This window comes from Brevibacterium sp. FME37 (assembly GCF_014897485.1).
In the GTDB taxonomy this organism is placed as follows: Bacteria; Actinomycetota; Actinomycetes; order Actinomycetales; family Brevibacteriaceae; genus Brevibacterium.
Genome location: NZ_JABUYE010000008.1, coordinates 121489 through 142703 on the forward strand (window position 1 = coordinate 121489; position 21215 = coordinate 142703).

The following is a 21215-nucleotide window of genomic DNA, read 5'->3' on the forward strand; positions in this document are numbered from 1 at the left end:
TCAGGCTCCTTGCGTGGTCGTGGTCGGTGATGTTGAGGCTCCGAGGAGGTCGTCCGTATCGGCCCCGAGCTCCGGTGGCGCCGAGCGTACAGGTGGGCGGACGCCGTTGAAGTTGACCGGGAAGGCCACCTGTCGCATCGGTCCGGCGGTGGGATGTTCGACCGTCTGGACCATCCCCAGAGCCTCGGTCTGCGGATCGGCATAGACCTCGTCGAGGTGTTTGATCGGTGCGGCGGGAACACCGGTGGTCGAGAACAGCGCACACCAGTGGTCAACAGTATTCGTGCGTAGGGTGCGGGAGAGCTCCTCGTTGAGGTATTCGCGGTTCTCGACTCGACCGCGGTTGACCGACAAGCGTTCGTCACCACCGAGGTCTGGCCGATCGATGGCTGTGCAGAGCCGCTGCCAGAGGGAGTCGTTGCCGATGGCGATGACAAAGTAGTCATCGGCGGCAGGGTAGGCCTGGTAGGGCACGAGGTTGGGGTGACCTGAGCCCAGAGCCTGTGGGCGTTTGCCGTCGGCGAAGTAGTTCGTCGCCCAGTTCACGTGCAGTGCCAGCTGACCCTCGTAGAGCGAGGTCGTCAGGTATTGGCCCTTGCCGGTCCGGCTGCGTTCGAAGAGCGCGGAGACGATGCCGATGATGCCGAACAGGCCCGCCCCCAGGTCACCCATGGCGAACCCGGACTTCATCGGGGGGCCTCCGGCCTCACCGGTCAGGGACATGAGCCCACCCCGAGCCTGGGCAACCATGTCGTAGCCGGGTTCATCGCGCATCGGCCCGTGGTCACCGTAGGCGGAGATGTGGAGGATGACGAGGTGCGGGAACTTCGTCGAGAGCTCCTTGTAGTCAAAGATCGTCTGCAGGGAGCTGCCAGGCCTGAAATTCTCGACAAGGACATCGGCCCCAGCCAACAGTTCGTGGACCTGCGCCTGTCCCCGAGAGGATTTGAGGTCGATCGTCACGGACTTCTTGCTGTGATTGGCTGCGTGAAAATAGGTGGCATCGGCCCCGACCATGGGCGGGCCCCAGGCACGTGTCGGGTCTCCCCCGTCCGGATGCTCAACCTTGATCACCTCGGCACCGAGGTCCGCCAGTGACATCGTGGCATAGGGACCGGCGAGGATCTTCGAAAGATCGATGACGCGCACGCCGGCGAGTGGCCCTTCGAAGGTCCTACCTGCCGCGGTGGTCGCATCGGGGGTGGGCTCTGTGTCTGTGGTTCTCACGAATTTCTCCGGTGTCGTGTGTGGCTTCAGGCCACGGGTGCAGGGAGTGAGGACAGCGCTTCGCGGGTCACGCTTGCCCCGTCGACGATGTCTTCGAAATGGGCGAGCGTGTCGACGACGGCAGTTTCATCGGCGCTGATGTTGCCGCCGATGAAGGCCTTGGCGACGAGCAGCTTGCGGAAGTTGGTGTCGCGGGTGACTTCGGCATCGGCCTGTTCGAGCAGCAGGGTAGCCATGATCAGCTGTGCTAGATCGTCGGCATAGCCGCCGATGAGAGCCTCAGCAACATCCGGCTCAGCACCCAGGATCACGTCACCGCGGTCGACGATCGCCGTCCACCGGGTCAGGAGCTCACGGACCTCAGGGCCCGCCTCGGCGAGGGTGATGGGGGTCAGCTTCTCTTCCATCGTCTTCGCCAGGAGGCGGTGGGTGTCTTGTTTGCGCATGCAACGCAGCACGTCGAGGGCGATGACATTGCTCGAGCCTTCCCAGATGGAGCCGAGGTGGGAATCGCGGACGAGGCGAGCATCGGGCCATTCTTCGATGTAGCCGCGACCGCCGCGAATCTCCATCGCCTCTCCGGTGACGAAGCGAGCCCGTTTGCAGATGTAATGTTTGGCCAGCGGGGTGAGCACACGGATCTGCGCGGCCGCGGACTCGTCGCCGGCGTCACCGCGCTGAAGCATGTCACCGCAGTAGAAGACGAGCCCGAGGGCGGCCTCGGCTTCGGCCTGCAGCGGCAAAAGGGTCATCCGCATCAGTGGCGCCTCGATGAGGGGCTTGCCGAAAACCACCCGTGTGCGGGCGTGGGCGAGCGCTTCGTTGATCGACCGGCGCATGAGTGCGGTGGCGCGCATCGCATTGGACAGGCGGGAGGTGTTGACCATCTCCGCCATCTGCCGAAAGCCGCGTTCGAGCTTCCCGACCTGCACGGCGTAGGCGCCGTCAAGGGTGACCTCGCCGCTGGGCATCGATCGGGTGCCCAGCTTGTCCTTGAGACGGTCGATGACATAGGAGTTCTTCGACCCGTCCGGGCGACGTTTGGGCAGCATGAAGAGTCCGACACCGCGTGTGGTGTCATCGCCGCCGGGGAAGCGGGCGAGGGTGAGGATAATGTCTGCGTCGGGATTCGAGGCGAACCATTTGCGCCCGGACAGCTTCCAGTTCTCACCGTCGCGTTCGGCCACCGTCGAAGTCTGGGCGATGTCCGTGCCCGCATGGATCTCGGTCATGAACATCGCACCGGTGAACCGATGATCGGGATCAGTTGAGATCAGACGATCGATCGCCTCGGTGATCTGCTGACCTTCACCGAACTTCCGCAGGGTCCTGGCAGCGGCATCGGTCATCGACACGGGACAGGCCAAACCGAACTCGGCCTGGACGAAGACGTAGGAGAGGATGTACTTCACCAGGTGAGGGGGCAGGTCATCCCAACCATGGAGACCGCGATGGGAGAGCGCGGAGAGACCGTACTCCTCGTAGGCGGCCTTCTGCAGCTCTTGGTAGCTGGCGTGGTAGTCGATGGCATCGACCCGGTCGCCCTCCCGATCGAACTGGGCCAGAGTCGGCGGGTTCTTGTCGGCCACGTCAGCCAAGGGTGCGAGCCGCTCGGCCGCATCGGCGCCCAGGGCAGTGAGCACGGGGGCCAGGCGATCCCGATCCGCCGGCTCGAGATAGGACTCGATGAGGGGCTGCAGGGCTGGGTCGAGATCGACGTAGTTCATTGTTCCTTCTCTGGTCATCGGTGGCTGCTGTGCTGATCGGTGAAATCGGTGGTGATCAGATGCTCGTGGTGGGTATCGTGACGGCGGGTTCTGTTGGGGTCGCCGAGGTGGTGCTTGCTTTCGCCTGGTGCCCGGCTTCTCCTTCGCGGTTGATCCAGGATTTGCCGCGCAGCAGGAGCGACATGCAGACAATGGAGATGAGGACGTATCCGAGGCCGAGGCAGACGACGACCCAGATCGATCCGGTGGTGCTGAGCAGGAACTGGCTGAGGAAGGGTGCGGTGCCGGCGAACAGCGCCGTCGAAACCTGGTAGGCAACGGAGATCCCGGTGTAGCGGATGGTGGTGGGGAACAACTGGGCGAGGACGCCGGCTAGTGCCGCGTAGTACATTGCGTGGGGCGCGGTGGCCAGGACCATGCCGAGCATCGCCAGCCCGAAGTTGCCGGTCTGGATAAGGAGGAACATCGCCGGCAGCAGCACCAGTTCTGGCAGCAGCATGACGAGGATGGCTTTTTTGGTGTCGATCTTCGACGCAAGGATGGCTCCGAAGGGCTGGATGATCACCTGGGCGATGAGGGCCACAGTCACGATCTGAAGGAATTCGGTGCGCCCGAAATCCAGGTCGGTCGTCGCCCAGGACAGAGCGAAGGTGGTTTTGACGTAGGTGATAGCCACGCCGGTGACGACGGCACCGATGGCCAGGCCGACGACCTTCCAATGGTCGCGCAGCAGCTCGACGATCGGGGTGCGCGTCTGCGGTGCTTTCTCCGTCGCCGCAATCATCTCGGGAGATTCGGTGATCTTGAGTCGAATGTAGAGTCCGACGAGGATGAGAATGGCAGAGGCGAGGAAGGGAATCCGCCAACCCCAGGAACCGAAGTTCTCCGCGCTCATATAGGTCAGTCCGAGGAAGGAGACGGTAGCCAACAGGTTGCCCACCGGCGAACCCTGCTGTGCAAAGGCACCGTAGAGGATTTTCTTGCCCGGAGGTGCGAACTCGGTCGCGATGAGGACCGCACCGCCCCATTCGCCTCCCATGGCGACTCCCTGGATGATGCGGAGGAGGACCAAGAGGATCGGAGCCATGAAGCCGATCTGCTCGTAGGTGGGCAGGAGGCCGACGCCGACCGTGGCCATCCCCATCAGCAGGAGTGTCGTGATGACGGTGTTCTTCCGACCGAATTTGTCGCCGAAGTGACCGAAGATGACGCCACCGAGTGGCCGGGCGATGAAGCCGACGGCAAACGTGGCGAAGGCAGCGAGTGTGCCCATGGCGGGGCTGACTTCCGGGAAGAAGAGTTTGCCCAGCACCAGCGCCGAGGCGGTGCCGTAGATGTAGAAGTCGAACCATTCGATGGTGGTGCCGACGAAGGCTGCGGTGCCTGCGCGGCGCCCCTGCTTGGGATCGACTGTCGAAGCTGGTGTCGCGTCCGTGTCGCGGATCGACGCTGATCCAAGATTGCTCATGTCTGCTCTCTAGTTGCTGGAGGTGGTGGCTCAATCTGTGCCAGTGATCACTGTTCCACTTGTATTACTCAGAGTCCAAGACGTAATCTCTAGGTTATTAATTGGATATTTTTATCAATGAGGCATCGGCGATCGACGAAGGAAGCTTCGCTGCCCCTCGGAGGAAGGTTCATCGGATGGAGCTGCGGCACTTCGCGGCGTTCACTGCCGTGGCACAGGAGCTGCATTTCGGTCGGGCCGCCGAGACTCTGCACATCGCCCAACCAGCGCTGAGCCAGATGATCCGCTCGCTGGAGAAGGACATGGGCGTGCAGCTGTTCGAGCGCACCACACGCAGAGTCAGACTCACCTCCTCCGGTGAGGCGCTCCTCGAACCGGCTCAGGGGATCCAAGCCCAGGTCGACGGGGCCCGTCGCATCGCCCGGGCCGCGCAGGAAGGCGTGGTCGGTCGGGTGAAGATCGGCTTCGGCGGGACCAGCGGCTATTCGATCCTGTCCCGACTCTCCCGTGAAGTCGCCCACCGACAACCAGGCATCAGTCTCGAGCTGCACCCGCAGACATATTCCGGCGAGGCGGCGCTGGCGATCCGTGACGGAAGAATGGATCTGGCAGTGGTCAGCCCACCTTCACCTGCCGGGATCGACGTCCATGCCATCCGCCAGGAGCGGGTGATGGTCGCCCTTCCCACCGACCATGAACTCGCCGACAAAGAGATCGTGTCGATGACCGATCTGGTCGATCAGCCATTCATCTCCTATGCCCCGTCGCATGGCTCCCAAGTCCGTGAGGTGATGATGCGCCTGGCCGACGAGGCCGGCTTCCTCCCCCACATCATGCAGGAAGCACCCGACCCCTACAGCCTGCTTGCACTCGTCGGCGCCCAGGTCGGCATTGCGATCGTCGTCGAATCCTCAGACCACATCCACATCGACGGAGTCACCTATGTTCGCCTCGCAGAGGGCGGGGATGCCTTCACCCTCGCGTTGGGCTGGCGCCGCAACAACCCCTCGGAGGCCCTGGCCCGGGTGATCGAGGTCGTGCGGGAGATCCTGCCCGAGGCCTAAGCAGGCGACTTGCCTCGCCGACTACTTGAGCACAGGCAGCTGGAGGTAGGAAGCATTCTCTCCACCTGTGTGGATCACATGCTGACCGCTGTTCGCACCGACGTACTCGTGGATTCCCGGCATCATCGTACCCAGCAGGTTCCGTGAGCTGATGACGAAGCGCAGCTGCTCACCCGGATGGAAGGCCAAGCCGATGGGCAGCAGTTCGATCTCGACTTCAGCGACCTGACCAGGCTGCAGCTTCTCGACCCGGTCGAAGGTGTGGGCGGGCACGTCCTCGGTGGCCAGCGCCTCGTCGAGGTGGCGCATCGAGACGCGCAGCCGTCCGTCAGATCCTTTGTACTTCAAGATCGTCGCCCCATGATCGGTGGCGTCGTGGATCCGGGCATTCTGGTTCGGCACGGTGAAGGCCTGCAGCGGTGTTCCGTGTGCGTCGAGCTTCTGGATCAGGACGAACAGGTCCATGTCATCGGAGCCGCGGGCCTCGACCCACAGGTGGGCCTTCGGGTATCCGACCAGTTCGGTCTCTTCGTCGAATCGGGTGATGAAGGAGACCGCGTTCGGGTTTGCTGCCACGTCGTAGCTCGCCTCCGCCGAGGCGGTCGGTGCCGATAGTGTCAAGCTCCGCGAGTTCGCCTCGAGGTAGAACCTCGTCGAGTCCACTTCGGCAGGTGGGAAAGACTCGGCAGGAATGCCGGTGCGGTCACCACCTTCGAGGTCGAGGACCGAGTAGCGCACCCGAGGTGTCTCTTCCCATCCGTTGTCTTCACCCCTGAGGTAGTGGTCGAAGAATCGGCGCAGATCCTCGACGTTTGCCTCGTCGTAATAGTCAGGCCATTCCTGGGAGTTGTGGATCCGCAGCCATTTCTCTTCGCCGGCCATCCGCCTCCAGGCACGGAAGGTTCCGGCCGTATGCAGGGTGTTGGAGTAGCTTGCCACGACGTAGGCGGGCACATTGATCTGGTCGAACTCGGGGATCTTATTCTCCCACAGCTCGTCCATCAGCGGGTGGGCATCAGTCTCGGCGAGGATGTCTTCCTTCTGGTCCTTGCCGAAGAAGCTGCCTTCCTGGAGCTGGCGAGCGAACCCGGTGTCAGGCATTCCGCCGCGCATCACGAGGTCACGGTAGACGTCGCTGACTCCTTCCCAAGGGTTGATCGCGGCCAGGTGCGGGGGCTGCTCCGCCGCGGTGAACCACTGCGAGACAGCCAGGTAGGACGTTCCGCTCATGCCGACCTTTCCGGTGCACCATTCCTGCTCGGCGAGCCATTCGATGACGTCAAAGCAATCGCGACCTTCTTGACGATCCCAGAGCACACTGTCTCCGTCGGAGTCGACGACGCCGCGGATATCTGGGTTGGCGATGGCGTATCCGCGAGCACACCAGTACACCGGGTCCGGGCCTTCGAACTTCTCCAGACCGGAGACGACGGAGTTGTCGAGTCCGGCGAGGCCGAAGACTCCCATTACGCTCGCCGAGGTGCCCTGGGCCTTGCCGTAGGGGCTCCAGGCCACGATGACCGGTACCTGCTCAGCTCCCGCAGGGCGGAAGATGTCGACGTGGACGGTGGTGCCGTCGCGCAGCTGGACGGAGGTGTCCTTCTCGAACACGATGTCGACCGGCAATTCTCGGAACTGCGGTGCGATTCGGAAGCCGGCTTCAAGGGTTCTGGTTCCTGGATCGAAGGCGGTGAGAATGCCGGTTCTGGCCTCCGGCAGCGGGCTGGATGGAATGTATGCCTTCTGGTCATCGCTCATGATGAGAGCCTACGTCCACACTGCACCCAAACTCAACAGGTGTTGAGTTAAATTTCTCTGGGAGATACATTTGTCCCATGAGCAAGGAAAAGGAATCGTCGTCACCGTCCAAGCGGGGCAGGCGTCCCGGGTCTGGAACCACCCGTCAGGCGGTCCTTGATGCCGCACGGACTCGGTTCGCGAACCAAGGATTCACCGACACGACGATCCGCCTGGTCGCCGCCGATGCGGGGGTCGACGCCTCCCAGGTGATGCAGTTCTACCGCTCGAAGGAGGAACTCTTCGCCGCGGTGATGGCGGTGCCGGTTTCGGCGCTGGAGCGTTTCGACACCGCTTTTGAAGGACCCGACGAGCACCTCGGCGAACGTGTCGTGCACGCGTTTCTGCGCGCCTGGGAATCCATCCCCGAGGAGTCACAGCCGCTGATGGCGATGCTGCGCGGCGCCATCGTCAATGAGAATGCCAGCAACCAGCTGGCCGATTTCATCCAGTCCCGACTGCTGAAGGGCACTGCGGACAGCAGTGATGCCAGTGCCGCATTGCGCGCAGCACTGGCATCATCGATGCTCGTCGGCATCGTCACCGGCAGATCAGTCATCGGAGTGCCCACCCTGTCCGAAGCGGAGGTCGACGACATCGTCGCGATCACCGCCCCGGCGATCCAGGAGATCCTCGGGTAGGTCTTACCAGCTGATCACGTGAGGAACGCTGACGTGCTTGAGTCCTTCGAGTCCGAATTCGAGGCCGAAGCCTGACTTCTTCACGCCGCCGAAGGGGATGCGCGGATCCACGGCACCGTGCTTGTTGATCCAGGTCGAGCCTGCTTCAAGCCGCGCTGCGACCTTCTTGCATTCTTCGAGGTCACTGCCCCATACCGAGGAACCGAGCCCGACCTCGAGCCCGTTGGCCCAGCCGATGGCCTGCTCCAGGTCGGTGTATTTGATGATCGGCAAGGCAGGCCCGAACTGTTCCTCGGCGACCAATGGGTTGTCATTGTCGATGTCGGCCACCAGCGTGGTCGGGTAGAAGTACCCGGGCTGACCCGCGACGGGATCTCCCCCGGTGAGCACACGCGCACCGGAGTCCTTGGCCGCTTGGACGAGGTTCGCGACGATGTCGTACTGCTGCTTGTTCTGCAGCGGGCCCAGCACGTTCTCCTCATCAAGGCCCACTCCCATCGGGGACTGTTTTGCCACCTCGACGAGGGCTTCGCAGACCTGGTCATAGAGGGATTCGGGCACGTAGAGGCGCTTCATCGCCGCACAGGTCTGACCGGTGTTGATGAATGCACCCCAGAACAGGTCGCCGGCGATGGCCACGGGGTCGGCGTCCTCGAGCACGATCCCTGCATCGTTGCCGCCCAGCTCCAAGGTCAGCCGGGCCAGAGTATCGGCGGCCGAGCGCATGATCGCCTGGCCGGTCTTCGTCGAACCGGTGAACATGATCTTGTCGACGTCCGCATGCGAGGTCAGTGCGGCACCGACTTCGCCGCCGCCGGGGACGACGGTGAGGGCATCGGCAGGGAGGGCCTGATTGACCACTGCGACGAGTGCCTGCACGGACAACGGCGTGTATTCGGAGGGCTTGAGGACGACGGTGTTGCCCATCTTCAAAGAGGGCGCGAACTGCCAGACGGAGATCATCATCGGCCAGTTCCAGGGGCCGACGGCTCCGACGACGCCGACGGGTCCGTAGTGGAGTTCGGCATGGGTCTCCTCGTCGTTGACAAGAACTTCAGGCTCGAGCTCGAAAGCGGCGTTGGCCCGCAGCCATGCGGCGCAGGCGCCGACCTCGAAACGGGCATTGGGTCCGTTGAGCGGCTTGCCCTGCTCACGCGAGAGCAGCTCGGCCAGAGCCTCGGCGGAGGCCTCGACCGCGTCAGCGGCCTGGTTCAGCAGATCGCTGCGCTCCTTCGACGTCCGCGACGCCCATTCCGGCTGAACCTTGCGTGCAGCTGCAACGGCGGTGTCGATGTCGGCGGTGCTGCCCTCACGGGTGCGACCGACGACCTCGCCGGTGGCAGGATCGAGCAGTTCGCGACCGTTCGGGTCATCGATCGATGTCAGCAGTCCTGCGAAAGTGGTGAGGTCGGTGCTCATGATTCTCCTTTTTCGGGGGTGGAACGAGTGGTTGAGGTGTGGACGAGAGGCACGGATCGAAGCTGGGTCATGGATCGGACGGGTCGGGGCCTCACCCCAGGCTTCCACCTGTGCCGATGCCTGCATAGAGCTGCGGGCGACGCGACCGGAGGACTATGGCCCAGATGGTTCCGATGATTCCGGGCACGATCACGATGGCAGGCAGCAGCCAGGACAGCACCGAGGTGCCTTCTAAGCCGATGAGGACGTTGAAGTTGATGACGATGGACACGAAGAGGGCGATCAGTCCGATCGCCGAGAGCCCCGGTGCAATGGCTCGCGTCCACAGCGAATATTCCAGAGAGTGAGAGCGCAGGTATCCGACCACGGCCAACGCGGTCAGCGCCATGAGGAGCACGAGGCCGAAGGCGCCCATGTTCGTGAGCCAGGTGAACAGGGTGACGACGGGGAAGAGCGGGTCCTGGCTGCCGGCGCCGACGATGGCGAAGACGAGGATGACGATGAGACCCAGTCCCGACTGGGCTAGGGACCCGGCAACAGGGGCACCGGAACGGCGAGAGGTCGCGGCGAGGAATGCGGGCAGCACCCGGTCACGGCCGAGGGCGAAGAAGTAGCGGGCCACGATGTTGTGGAAGGCGACGAGCGCAGCCAGCAGAGAGGTGAGGAAGAGAAGGTTCGCGAGGTCGACGAACCACACCGGGGCGTGCTCACCGAGGAAGACGAACATGAGGTCAGGTCCGAACTCCTGGGACCGTCCGACCACGTTCGATGCACCTTCGGCCACGGTCATCGCCCAGGCGGAGAACGCATAGAAGACGGCGATGACGCTCACCGCGATGATCGTCGCCCGCCCGGCCGTGCGCTTGGGGTCCTTGACCTCTTCGTTGTAGATCGCACCCGATTCGAAGCCCATGAATGCTGCGATCGAGAAGGCCAATGCGGCACCGACTCCAGGAGCGAAGAGCTGATCCGGAAGCATTCCGTCAGCCGTCACGCCCTCGGGGCTGTGTGCGAATCCGATGATGTCGAAGACGATGACGACGAGGAACTCGGTGCCGACGATGATCCCGAGGACCTTCGCGGAGAAGTCGACCCGGCTGATGCCCATGAGTCCGACGATCGCCCAGGCGACAAGCGCACAGATCCACCAGGAGACCTGTAAGCCGAACAGCGAATCGAGGAAGGAGGAGAAGACGAAGCCGAACATTCCGGAGATGCCGATCTGCAACGAGTTATACGCCACCAGAGCGGTCAGTGCCGCACCCATTCCCACGGGCTTGCCCAGCCCCTTGGAGATGTAGGCGAAGAAGGCACCCGCATTGTGCACGTGCCGGCTCATCGCCGCATATCCGATCGCGAACAGCACGAGGACGACGCCGAGGACGATGAACGACAGAGGGATCCCCAGCAGCCCGGTCACTGCGAAGTTGCTCGGGACTCCGCCGGCGACAACCGTGAGCGGCGCCGAGGCGGCGATGATCATGAAGACGAGGGCGAGAGTTCCGATCCGGCGGGAGTTCAGCCCCAGACTGGCAGCCTCCGGCACTGTGTTCTTTGCATAGAAGCCTGGTTCGCTTTTCACTTCCATGTGATCCACCTCTGAGATTGACTGTATGGTCAGGTTCTCTCATCAGAGTGTGACGCGTCTTGGCTCTGGGGGCAGGACTCTTGACTTTCGGCGCAGTCAGGTCAGCGAGCTGCTGCGGTATTGGGCCGGCGGTGAGCCCACGACATTGCGGAAGAGCCTCGAGAAGTGGGCAGGGTCGCTCAGACCCCACCGGGCGCCGATCGCGGCGACGGGCACTTGAGCCTGCAACGGATCAGCAAGGTCCTCTCGGCAGCGGTCGATGCGCAGGCGACGGATCTCGCTGGAGACCGTCTCACCGCTGCCTTCGAAGATCTGGTGGAGGGCACGCACCGACATGAAATGTGCGGCGGCGATCGTTGAGGGGGTGAGCTGCGGATCGGTGAGATGGTCCTTGATGTAGGTGGTGATCTGCGACCACAGCCGCTGCCTCTCCCCTGGCGCTTCTGTCGCAGACAGCTCATCGGCCATGACCGTGGCGAGCAGGTCGACGACGTTGCCGGCCAATCTGATGCCCACTGATCGGCTAAGGGTAGGCAGCATGGCCCCGGCCTGGGTGATGAGCTGGGTGGCGGCGACTCCGAGCTGATGCTCAGCACCGATCGAGGTCGCCGTGAGTTGGCGGACGGTTTCAGCGGGCAGATTGACCCGCGATTGCGGGAACATCATGACATAGGAGGAGAAGTCGCAGTCGAAGCTGAGCGTGTACGGCCGCGAGGTGTCATAGATGGCCAGTGACCCGGGTGCCAGGGACACTTCCCGTCCGTCTTGGACGAGCAGCCCGTGCCCCTTGAGCTGGAGTGACACCTTATAGTAGCTCGACCGGCCTGCCCCCTGGCCGCCGGTGCCGGCGCCTGTGCCGGTATCGGCGGAGATGAGGCTGGGTGTGCGCAGCACGGCGTGAGGGTTGGCGCTGATATAGGACATGACCACGGAATCGTAGTCACGGGCGCTGATCGCCCCTCGGAAGCCGCCGCGGCGTTGAGGTTCGGTGTCCAGCGGCACAAATGAGTCCGAGACGAGGGATTTCCACCCGTCGAAGTCTGAGGCTGTGCTCTCAAGTAACATCTTCGTCCTCTGCAGAAACGATCGGTCGGCGACGTCAGCGTCGACGACCGCTTGGCGCTCACTCTATCCCCAACCACGCAGGGAGTCACGAGCCTGTCAGGTTTTACCGACCGAATGGTCATGAACGGCGCTCAGCCGTACGATGACGTAGTCGAGCTGACCTCGGAAGCCTGCGAAGTCGAAGGTGTCACCGCCGATGATCGCGGTGGTCTGAGCGCCGAGCAGATACGTCAGCAGCACATCGGCCGTGGGCTCGATGGCCACCTCGGCGGCCAGTTCCCGGTCACTGTGGGCCTGGTGCAGCCAGCTGAGGATCCACGTGCGCCACAGGCTCATGGTCGTACGAGTGGTCTGGGCATGGTCGGGACTCTGGGCCACCTCGGCGAGGAACGACAGGACGACCCGGGCTTCGTCGTGGAGTTCGGGGGTGACCGGGAGGACTTCGTGGGCGAAGGCCCGCAGTGCCGCGATGCCTCGCAGGTGCGCAGTCGAGAATTCGACGCGACGATTCGTGGCCTCGAAGACGAACAGATAGGTGGCCGCCAGCAGATCGGATTTGGAGGCGAAGTAGGACTTGATCGCCCCGTTGGCGAAGCCCGCCTCGGTGGCGATGTCGCGCATCGTCGCCCCTGCCAAGCCCTGCCGAACGATGATGCGCAGGGTCGCCTCGACGAGCTCACGACGACGCTGGTCGTGGTCCACAATCTTGGGCATGCTTCCTCCGGCCGCTCTTGACTTTATTTTCTACAAGCGTAGGTTATTACATGACTCAGCACACATTTTACGTTGCAAAGGTGCACCCATGTCTTGCCATTCCGCTCCCGCCGAACCCTCCACCTCGACCACTCTCACGCCGTTCTCACTGCCCACAGAGGACGAGATCACGTCCGTGACCTCGGTGCTGCGCGAGGCCGGGCACTTCCCTGCCGAGGCGCGCCTGACCTACCTCGGCCTGCTTGATCCCGTCCGCGGGCAGGCCCGGAGTGCCGCCGAGGTGGATCGTCGTTTCCGTGCCTTCATCCTCGACAAAACCGCTGGCAGTGCCCGGGACATCATCGTGTCCGTGACACATTCGCGGATCGATTCCGTGACCGAGGTGGATTCCACCTCTCAGGGTGAGTTCCCCGTCATGGAAGAGGAGTTCGAGCTCGTCGAGGAGGTGCTGGCCGCCGATCCGAAATGGCAGTCGATCCTGGCCCGTCGCGGCCTGCCCGTCGAGGAAGTCCGTGTGGCACCCCTGTCGGCCGGTGTCTTCGAATATCCGGAGGAATCGGGCCGGCGCATCCTGCGCGGTCTGGCCTTCCACCAGCAGTATGAGAGTGATTCCGCGTGGGCGCACCCGATCGATGGCCTCGTCGCCTATGTCGATGTCACGAACAAGACCGTCGACCAGATCCTTGATCTCGAGGACATGCCGGTGCCCGCCGAGCACGGAAACTACACGGATCCGGAGCTGACAGGTCCGGTGCGCACCACGCAGAAGCCGATCGAAATCACTCAGCCAGAGGGTCCGAGCTTCACTGTGTCCGAGGGCAATCACATCGAGTGGGAGAAGTGGTCCCTCGACGTCGGCTTCGACATGCGTGAGGGCCTCATCCTGCACAACATCGCCTTCACTGACGGCGAGCGCACCCGAACGATCCTCGATCGGGCGGCCATCGCGGAGATGGTCGTGCCCTACGGTGACCCGTCACCAGTGCGGTCCTGGCAGAACTACTTCGACACCGGGGAGTACCTCGTCGGGCAGTGGGCGAACTCCCTCGAACTCGGGTGTGACTGCTTGGGCGATATCACGTATCTGTCTCCGTGGGTGGCGAACAACCTCGGCGAACCACGGCAGATCAAGTACGGGATCTGCATGCACGAGGAGGATGCCTCGATCCTGGCCAAGCACTCGGATCTGTGGTCGGGAGTGGCCTACACCAGGCGCAATCGCCGGTTCGTCGTCTCCTTCTTCACCACTGTCGGCAACTACGACTACGGCTTCTACTGGTACCTCTACCTCGACGGCACGATCGAGTTCGAGGCCAAGGCCACCGGCGTCGTCTTCACCTCGGCGTTGCCGAACGGGTCAACGGACTTCGCCTCGGAGATCGCGCCCGGCCTCGGAGCCCCGTTCCATCAGCATCTCTTCGGAGCTCGACTCGACTTCGCCCTCGACGGCGGCCAGTGCCGGGTCGAGGAGGAAGACGTCGTGCGGCTCCCGGTCTCCGAGACCAATCCGCGCGGCAACGCCTTCAGCCGCAAGCGCACGGTGCTGGGAACGGAGCTTCAGGCGCAGCGCGATGCGGATCAGTCGAAAGCTCGGACCTGGGTCGTGTCGAACCTGGAGTCGACCAACCGCCTCGGCGAGCCTGTCGGCTACAAACTCCATCCGACGGGTCTGCCGACCCTGCTGGCGGCCGAGGATTCTTCGATCCACCAGCGCGCGACGTTCGCATCAAAGGCCCTGTGGGTCTCGCAGTATCACGAGGATGAGCGCTACCCGACCGGAGATTTCCCGAACCAGCATCCCGGCCATGCGGGGCTGCCTACCTGGACTGCTGCTGATCGCAACGTCGACGGTGAGGACATCGTTCTCTGGCACAGCTTCGGCCTCACCCACTTCCCCCGGGTCGAGGACTGGCCGATCATGCCCGTGGATACGGTCGGGTTCAAGCTGCGGCCGGAGGGGTTCTTCGACCGCTCCCCCGTTCTCGATGTGCCTGCTCCGGCCTCGGACGGAGACTGCTGTGGGTCCGGCGGCGACTGCTGCGAGGGGTGAGACTGCTGCGCGGCGCCCCCGCGCGGCTCAGAGCTGGCGGAAGAAGTCGTCTGTGATCGCGTTGAGGTGCTTCGCCAGGGGTGTGACCTTGACGTTCATATAGGCGAACATCGGGAAGCCCTGGAACGTCGCGTGCAGGAAGTCGAGGTCATTGACGTCGTAGATCGAGATATTGGAGTATTCTCCCACGATGCGCCAGATGCCCTTCATGATTCCGCGTTCCTGAAGTTCGGCGGAATAGGCCATCTCCTTGACCTGGAAATCAGCCTTGGTCTCGTCGGTCATCGATTCTGGAAATTCGACATCCATGCGTGCTGGGGACAACTCGGCCGTCCCACAACAAGCTTCCCGCATTGATCCTCCGTGCACAGACAGCGGTCCCGCTTGAGTGTGCGTGCAGAGTTCCGCCCCACCGCTGTTGTCTCGTGAGCCAGGTCACTAGCCTGGCGTCATGAACGCCTCAACTGCACAGAACAGCGCCGGCTCGATGAGCGAGCACAGTGAGAACTTCCCCACCGAACTGCCCGACACTGACTTCGACTATGTGATCGTCGGGGCCGGCTCGTCCGGCTGTGTCATCGCCAGCAGGCTCATCGACGCGGGCAAGACGGTCTGCCTGGTCGAGGCCGGCGGGGATGAGACGAACCCGAACATCGACCACCTCAACACCCTCGGCCTGATCTGGCATTCGGCACAGGACTGGGACTACTACACGACCCCGCAGCCATCCGCGATGAATCGCAAGATCCATCTGCCGCGCGGCAAGGTCCTGGGCGGATCGAATGCGCTCAACGCCGTGATTTGGGTCCGCGGCGATGCCTGGGACTACCAGCAGTGGGTTGACTCCGGGTGCCCAGGCTGGTCGTGGGACGAAGTACTGCCAGTCTTCAAGGCCATCGAGAACTTCGACGGCGACATCACCGAAGAGCGCGGGACCCAGGGACCCATGGATGTGCGCCTCAACTATGAGCGCAACCCCATCCAAGAGGACATGGTCACCGCAGGTCAACAGACCGGACTGAGCTACAACCCCGACTACAACTCGGGCAGCGTCGAAGGCATCTCCCGGATCCAGCTCAACGTGCGCGAGGGCAAACGCCTGAACACGTGGCGGGCCTACCTCAAGCCCCGCCTCGGCGCCGGAAATCTCACGGTTCTCACATCGACCCATGCTCGTCGTCTCCTCCTCGACGGCACACAGGTCACCGGTCTCGAGGTGGACTTCCGCGGACGGGTGGGGACACTGAACGCAGACGAAGTCATCCTCACCGCTGGAGCGCTGGCCTCCCCCGAGCTGCTCCTGCGCTCAGGAATCGGACCTGCCGCCGAGCTGCGTGAGGTCGAGATCGAACCTGTCCATGACCTGCCGGGGGTCGGCAAGAACCTGCAGGACCACTGGCTCTCCCCCGTCATCTTCACCACCGGATCCGAGCCGGTGCCGATGGGTGAGATCGCCCCCGCCGAGGTGCATCTGTTCTGGAAGTCGCATCCCGAACTTCCGGTTCCCGACACTCAGCCTCTGTTCTTCTCCGTGCCGATGTACGCCCAGGATTCCGCACCCAATGTGCAGTCGGGCCCCGACAACGGCTTCACCCTCCAGGGTGGACTCGTGCGACCACAGAGCCGCGGCGAGGTCACCCTGAGCGGCCCGAATCCGCAGGACCCAACACTGGTCAACCCGAATGTGCTCTCCGAACAGGCCGACGTCGATGCCCTCGCCGCCTCGGTCAAACAGTGCCGGGAGATTGGTCGCGCCGAAGCGCTGGCACACTGGCAGCCCACCGAAATCTTCCCTGGCCCCGAGGTCAGCGACGATGACCTCGAAGACTATGTCCGCGGCTCGGTCGTGACCTATCACCACCAAGTCGGGACCTGCCGGATGGGTCAGGACGATACCGCTGTCGTCGATCCGCAGTCGTTCAAGGTCCACGGGCTCGAGGGGCTGCGCATCGCCGATGCCTCGATCATGCCGCAGGTACCCACTGGCAACACCAACGCCCCGACGATCATGATCGCCGAACGCGCGGCCGCCACCCTCGTGGGCTCCAGCGTGGAGGGGATCACCGCTCCCGGGCAGTGACCGGCTCCCTCGCCAGGCCGGCTGCTGGTAGTCTTCGATTTCGTTGGCCGGCCTGCAAACGAGAGGGTGTGTGTGAGTGAACGAGGAAACCGATTCACCTGCGTCCGCCCAGGACCTGCTGGTCACCATCGGGGCCGGGCTGCTCGCGGGCGGCATCTCCTCCGTCGACGTCGAGGATGCCCTGACCGGCCTGGCCCGCACATTGGGGATCAGCAAACTCCGCGTCGCCGCCCTGCCCCGTGGCCTGTTCCTCACGTCGGGTTCCGGAGATTCCACGAAGTTCGAACGCATCGGGCCCGATCTGCGCTTCGATCAGACCGCGAAGCTGCTCGACATCGTCGACGCACTCCGAGCGCGGCGGCTCACCGTGTCAGCAGCCGCACGGAAGATCGAAACCGAAGTGCACGCGGCACCGCCACGCTGGCCCGGCTGGCTCTCCCACCTCGGCGCCGTGCCCATCGGCATCGGACTGTGTCTGCTGCTCGAACCCGGACTGGTCAATCTGGCCTTCGCCGCCTTCGGTTCGCTCATCGTCGCCGGCGTCCTCGCCCTCAACGGTCGCTGGCCCAATCTCAATCCGCTGCTGCCTGTGAGCTCTGCGTTCCTCATCTCCGTCATCGTGCTCATCGGCTACCAGCTGGGCTGGCTCGAGAGTCCCCTGCGCACGATCATCGCCACTCTCGCGCTGCTGCTGCCCGGCAGCGCCGTGGTCACAGGGCTGACGGAGATCTCAGCCGGAGCACTCTCGGCCGGCAGTTCACGCCTCGTCTCAGCCACGGTGCAGCTGGCGATGTTCATCGCGGGCGTTGCCGGTGCGGCCGCAATCACCGGCACCGGAGCCGAGGCAATGAGGAATACTCGACTGGCGGATTCGACCTGGCAGCTCTCGGCCCTCGGCGTCCTGGCTGCCACCATCGGGCTGATGATCTACTTCTACACCCCGCTCGAGCACACGGTGCCGATCGTTCTCACGATCGCTGCGGCCGCGCTGGCGCAGCTCGGCCTCGGTGCACAGTTCGGCGCCACAGTGGGTGGTCTCGCCGGGGCGCTGACCGCCTCCTTGGTAGCCGTCCTCCTCTCCCGTCTGCCGCGGGGACCGATCTGGCGTATCAGCTTCGTCCCCGCGTTCCTCATCGTCGCGCCCGGTTCATTCGGATTGCTCAACGCCTCGCAACTCGAGTTCGGCGAGGGCAGCGGAGTGGCGGGCGGTCTGCTCGCGGCAGGTGCGGCGTTCTTCTCGATTGCCATCGGCACCGTCATCGGTGCGGCGGTCGCCCACGCAGTCGAACCCAAGGACGAGATCGTCGCCTGATCCTGCCAACTGCTGGCTGCTGGCTGCTGGCTGCTGGCTGCTGGCTGCTGCGGAATTCAGCTCTTCGGGGCAGTGAATGAGGCTTCGTAGTCCTGCCGCTGATTCTTACGCGCTTCGAGCTGATTGGGCACCAGCGCAGCGAAGATCCGGTCTCGGATCGGCAAGGGCAGAAGATTGACGACCTTGACGCCGGGGCCGATGAATCCGGGAACCGTGACCTCGAACCGCGGTCGTGCGGCAGCCTTGACAACGGCGCGGGCCACCTCGGCGGGGGTGAGCAGTTTTGCCGCCCCGCTCGACGTTCCGGCCGCCAGTGCCGTGTCGACGACCCCGGGCATAATCGATGTGACCCGCACACCGGTGCCGCGCAGCTCCGCGCGGATGGCCTTGAGGTAGCCGAGCACACCGTGCTTCGTCGCGGCATAGGTCGCCTCACCCGGGGTCGGCAGAATAGAGCCCGCCGAAGCGACGGTGATGAGCTGACCGCGTCGGCGCGCGACCATGGCTGGCGCGGCAGCCTTGATCCCATTGATCACACCGAGCAGGTTGACGTCGACCTGCGCCCGAGCTGCGGAGTGCGGTTCCTGTGCGAAGGGACCGACCCACATCAGGCCCGCATTGTTGACGAAGATGTCGATGGGTCCCAGGTCATGGGCCACCTCGCTGAGGAACGCGCTCACACAGTCCGGATCCGTGACGTCGAGCCGGTAGGCGAGCACACCCAGTTCTGCACCGGTGGCCTGGGCCTGAACGAGGTCGAGGTCGCCGATCGACACCTTCGCCCCGGCCGCGGTGAGCTCGGCGGCAATCTCTCTCCCGATGCCACGGGCTCCGCCGGTGATAGCCACAACCTGACCTGCCAATGTTGTCGTCCGGCTCATGCCGCCACCTTTCCTCTGCGCATCTCGCGCTCAAGCTCCAAGAGATAGTGATCGAAGTCGACCTGCATCGTGTGCCGGGGCGAATCGTAGAACTGCCGTTTGTTTCGGCGGTCGTCTTCATGCATCTGCCGGGTCATGTCCCGGCGGCTCGGCAGTTCATAGTCCCCGGTCAGCGTCTTGACTGCCAGCTTGGACTGAGCCTCGGCCAGGGGCATGATCGCACCGACCGGCTGGAGCAGGCCGATGAAGAACAGCCCGGGGCGGTCGGGGTGGGCCATGCGCTTGAACAGCGGCAGATCATTGCCCTCTGCGGAGATCAGGTCCGGATCGAAGAACGGAAAATTCACCCGATATCCCGTCGCCCACACAATGAGGTCGGCCGGAGCCTCACTTCCATCGGTGAAGACCACACGATCCCCCTCGAGTCGTTCGATGCCCGGTCGCACCGTGATCGCACCCTCGTCGAGGCGGTCCCTGATCGCATCCGACTGCACCGGATGCGATTGGCCGGGCGTGTGCTCCGGGGTGGGCAGGCCGTATCTGCGCAGTCCCCCGGAGAGCATCGCGGCGATGCGCAGCCGTGCCGCTGTGGCCCACCAGGGAACCCAGCCCGGCAGTGCGATCTGGTCTGCCGCCTTGCCGAAGATGGTCTTCTTCATCACCCACTGTCCGCGACGGATGGAGAGGTTGACGCTCTGCGCCCGGTAGGAGCCCTCGACGGCGATGTCCATCGCGGAGTTGCCGGCGCCGACGACCACGACGTCGCGGTTCTCGAGCTGTTCGCCGCTGCGGTAGTCGTGGGCGTGGATCTGCCCGCCGTCGAAGTGACCGGGGTAGCCGGGGTCGGGCCAGCGGGCATCCCAGTGGTGGCCGTTGGCGACCATCACTGCGTCATAACGGCGAGTCTCGTACTCTGCCGTGTCGCTGTTGGCAGAAGATTCGGCGGAGGAACCTGTCGGGCGGATGTCGACATCCCAACCGCCGTTCTCGCCTCGGCGGACATGGGTCACCTCGGTGTTGAAGGTGATGGTGTGGCCGAATCCGAAGTGGTCGACGTAATCGCGGAAATAGGCGTAGACCTGATCGTGGCTGGCGTAGTTCGGGTAGTCAGCCGGCATCGGGAAATCGGAGAAGGCCATGCGCGGGCACGAGGTGTTGATCTGCAGGGTCTCGTAGCAGGCGCTGACGCCATTGGGGTTGTCGAAGAGCCAGTTGCCACCGAATTCGCTGCCCTTTTCAAAGCAGTCGAACGGAACGCCCGCGGTGTAGAGGGCTTTGGCTGCGGCGAGGCCCGAGGCTCCGGCTCCGATCACGCAGACCCGCGGCAGTGCGGGGTTCGGCGGGATGGGCGCGGTCACTTTCGGAGCACGATGCTCCTGCTTGACATTGTAAGGCATGTCACAATACTGCCATTGAAAATCAAAATTTTCACTACACTGGAGAAATGAATGATCATTCCTCCGGCGCAGCCTCGGCGGGACTGTGGCGTGGAACCTCACGCGCCGACCGTGACGGAGAACGTCGTGAGCGTCTCCTCGAGGCCGCCCTCGAACTGTACGGAACGCTTGGTTTCCGTGCGACCTCGATCCAGGCCCTGTGTCAGGAGTCCGGGGTCTCGAGTCGGTCCTTCTACGATCTCTTCCCCGCTCACAGATCGGGTTCAGTGCGAGAGTCGGGGGCAGTGCGGGAGTCGATCACTGCGCAGGAGTCGCTGCTCGAACAGCTCTACGCCGTCCTCAACGAGGAGATCGTCGATGCTCTGACGACGCTGACGATCCCGGCCGGCGCGAGTCTCGTCGAGGCCACCGTCAACGTCGTCTCCGCCGCGCTGATGCCGATGCTCGGTGATGAGCGCAAGGCTCGCGTCCTCGAGGTCGAGGCCGTCGGCGTCAATGAATCGCTCGAAGCGCGGCGGCGGGAGACGATGCGCATCCTCGCAGCCGCCGTCGATGCCGCATTCGTGCGCGTTCACACCACCTACGAGCTGCCGGAGATTCCCGCGCTGCAGAAGCCGGACGAGCTCGGGTTCACCAGCCTCATCCTCGTCGGAGGCATCACCGAGGCACTTGTCCAGCGGGTGCAGACACCGGCTGCGGACCGTACCTCGACAAGCGAATTCCTCACCCGCATCGCCGAGGTGGCCCTCCGCGCCTATGGCGTGTCCCCGACGAGCGAGGAATGA

General features: G+C 63.9%; 17 protein-coding genes. 6 read left to right on the forward strand and 11 right to left on the reverse strand.

What is annotated here, in order from left to right; translation table 11 throughout:
* Genes INT29_RS11300 through INT29_RS11310 form a run of 3 tightly spaced genes read right to left on the reverse strand, consistent with a single transcriptional unit; the run spans window position 1 to window position 4422 of the window.
* The gene (locus INT29_RS11300; RefSeq protein ID WP_319020886.1) at window positions 1-1227 is read right to left on the reverse strand and encodes a CoA transferase; all 1227 of its coding nucleotides are present in this window, start codon (window positions 1225-1227) and stop codon (window positions 1-3) included.
* A gap of 26 nt (window positions 1228-1253) precedes the next feature.
* A complete protein-coding gene (locus tag INT29_RS11305; protein WP_193071674.1) occupies window positions 1254-2954 on the reverse strand; it encodes an acyl-CoA dehydrogenase family protein in 1701 nt (566 codons plus the stop codon).
* A 55-nt stretch (window positions 2955-3009) separates the two neighbouring features.
* Entirely contained in the window at window positions 3010-4422 is a 1413-nt protein-coding gene (locus INT29_RS11310) for an MFS transporter (protein ID WP_193071675.1), read from the reverse strand.
* A gap of 101 nt (window positions 4423-4523) precedes the next feature.
* On the opposite strand from INT29_RS11310, the gene INT29_RS11315 reads away from it, so the two are divergent.
* Entirely contained in the window at window positions 4524-5486 is a 963-nt protein-coding gene (locus INT29_RS11315; RefSeq protein ID WP_226841876.1) for a LysR family transcriptional regulator, read from the forward strand.
* Window positions 5487-5507: 21 nt separating this feature from the next.
* Here the strand turns inward: INT29_RS11315 and INT29_RS11320 are convergent, their stop codons facing one another.
* Complete coding sequence (locus INT29_RS11320; RefSeq protein WP_193071676.1) at window positions 5508-7244, reverse strand: CocE/NonD family hydrolase; 1737 nt, start codon at window positions 7242-7244, stop codon at window positions 5508-5510.
* Between the two features lie 77 nt (window positions 7245-7321).
* Here INT29_RS11320 and INT29_RS11325 point away from each other — a divergent pair, with 77 nt between their 5' ends.
* Entirely contained in the window at window positions 7322-7924 is a 603-nt protein-coding gene (locus INT29_RS11325; RefSeq protein ID WP_101571859.1) for a TetR/AcrR family transcriptional regulator, read from the forward strand.
* 3 nt (window positions 7925-7927) lie between these two features.
* On the opposite strand, the gene INT29_RS11330 is transcribed toward INT29_RS11325, so the two are convergent.
* The 4 genes from INT29_RS11330 to INT29_RS11345 form a co-directional block, all read right to left on the reverse strand.
* Window positions 7928-9343: an aldehyde dehydrogenase family protein gene (locus INT29_RS11330; RefSeq protein WP_193071677.1), complete on the reverse strand. Its 1416-nt coding sequence runs from the start codon at window positions 9341-9343 to the stop codon at window positions 7928-7930.
* A gap of 91 nt (window positions 9344-9434) precedes the next feature.
* The gene (locus INT29_RS11335; protein WP_226841877.1) at window positions 9435-10931 is read right to left on the reverse strand and encodes an APC family permease; all 1497 of its coding nucleotides are present in this window, start codon (window positions 10929-10931) and stop codon (window positions 9435-9437) included.
* Between the two features lie 96 nt (window positions 10932-11027).
* Window positions 11028-11996: a helix-turn-helix domain-containing protein gene (locus INT29_RS11340; protein WP_193071678.1), complete on the reverse strand. Its 969-nt coding sequence runs from the start codon at window positions 11994-11996 to the stop codon at window positions 11028-11030.
* A 96-nt stretch (window positions 11997-12092) separates the two neighbouring features.
* Complete coding sequence (locus INT29_RS11345) at window positions 12093-12710, reverse strand: TetR/AcrR family transcriptional regulator (protein WP_101571851.1); 618 nt, start codon at window positions 12708-12710, stop codon at window positions 12093-12095.
* 88 nt (window positions 12711-12798) lie between these two features.
* Here INT29_RS11345 and INT29_RS11350 point away from each other — a divergent pair, with 88 nt between their 5' ends.
* On the forward strand, window positions 12799-14760 hold the full coding sequence (locus tag INT29_RS11350; RefSeq protein ID WP_101571849.1) for a primary-amine oxidase: 1962 nt from the start codon (window positions 12799-12801) through the stop codon (window positions 14758-14760).
* Between the two features lie 27 nt (window positions 14761-14787).
* Here INT29_RS11350 and INT29_RS11355 read toward each other — a convergent pair whose 3' ends face one another.
* Window positions 14788-15069 (reverse strand): muconolactone Delta-isomerase family protein, encoded by a 282-nt coding sequence (locus tag INT29_RS11355; RefSeq protein ID WP_257930137.1) that lies wholly within the window; start codon window positions 15067-15069, stop codon window positions 14788-14790.
* Window positions 15070-15211: 142 nt separating this feature from the next.
* On the opposite strand from INT29_RS11355, the gene INT29_RS11360 reads away from it, so the two are divergent.
* Together INT29_RS11360 and INT29_RS11365 are read left to right on the forward strand one after the other, a co-directional pair.
* Window positions 15212-16840, forward strand: coding sequence for a GMC family oxidoreductase (locus tag INT29_RS11360; RefSeq protein ID WP_226841879.1), 1629 nt, complete (start codon window positions 15212-15214; stop codon window positions 16838-16840).
* A 76-nt stretch (window positions 16841-16916) separates the two neighbouring features.
* Complete coding sequence (locus INT29_RS11365; protein ID WP_101571845.1) at window positions 16917-18152, forward strand: threonine/serine ThrE exporter family protein; 1236 nt, start codon at window positions 16917-16919, stop codon at window positions 18150-18152.
* Between the two features lie 56 nt (window positions 18153-18208).
* Here INT29_RS11365 and INT29_RS11370 read toward each other — a convergent pair whose 3' ends face one another.
* Together INT29_RS11370 and INT29_RS11375 are read right to left on the reverse strand one after the other, a co-directional pair.
* The gene (locus INT29_RS11370; protein ID WP_101571843.1) at window positions 18209-19033 is read right to left on the reverse strand and encodes an SDR family oxidoreductase; all 825 of its coding nucleotides are present in this window, start codon (window positions 19031-19033) and stop codon (window positions 18209-18211) included.
* Window positions 19030-20430: a flavin-containing monooxygenase gene (locus INT29_RS11375; RefSeq protein WP_193071679.1), complete on the reverse strand. Its 1401-nt coding sequence runs from the start codon at window positions 20428-20430 to the stop codon at window positions 19030-19032. The genes INT29_RS11370 and INT29_RS11375 overlap by 4 nt, the downstream gene beginning before the upstream one ends.
* 47 nt (window positions 20431-20477) lie before the next feature.
* Here INT29_RS11375 and INT29_RS11380 point away from each other — a divergent pair, with 47 nt between their 5' ends.
* Window positions 20478-21215, forward strand: a complete 738-nt coding sequence (locus INT29_RS11380) for a TetR/AcrR family transcriptional regulator (protein ID WP_101571838.1) — start codon at window positions 20478-20480, stop codon at window positions 21213-21215.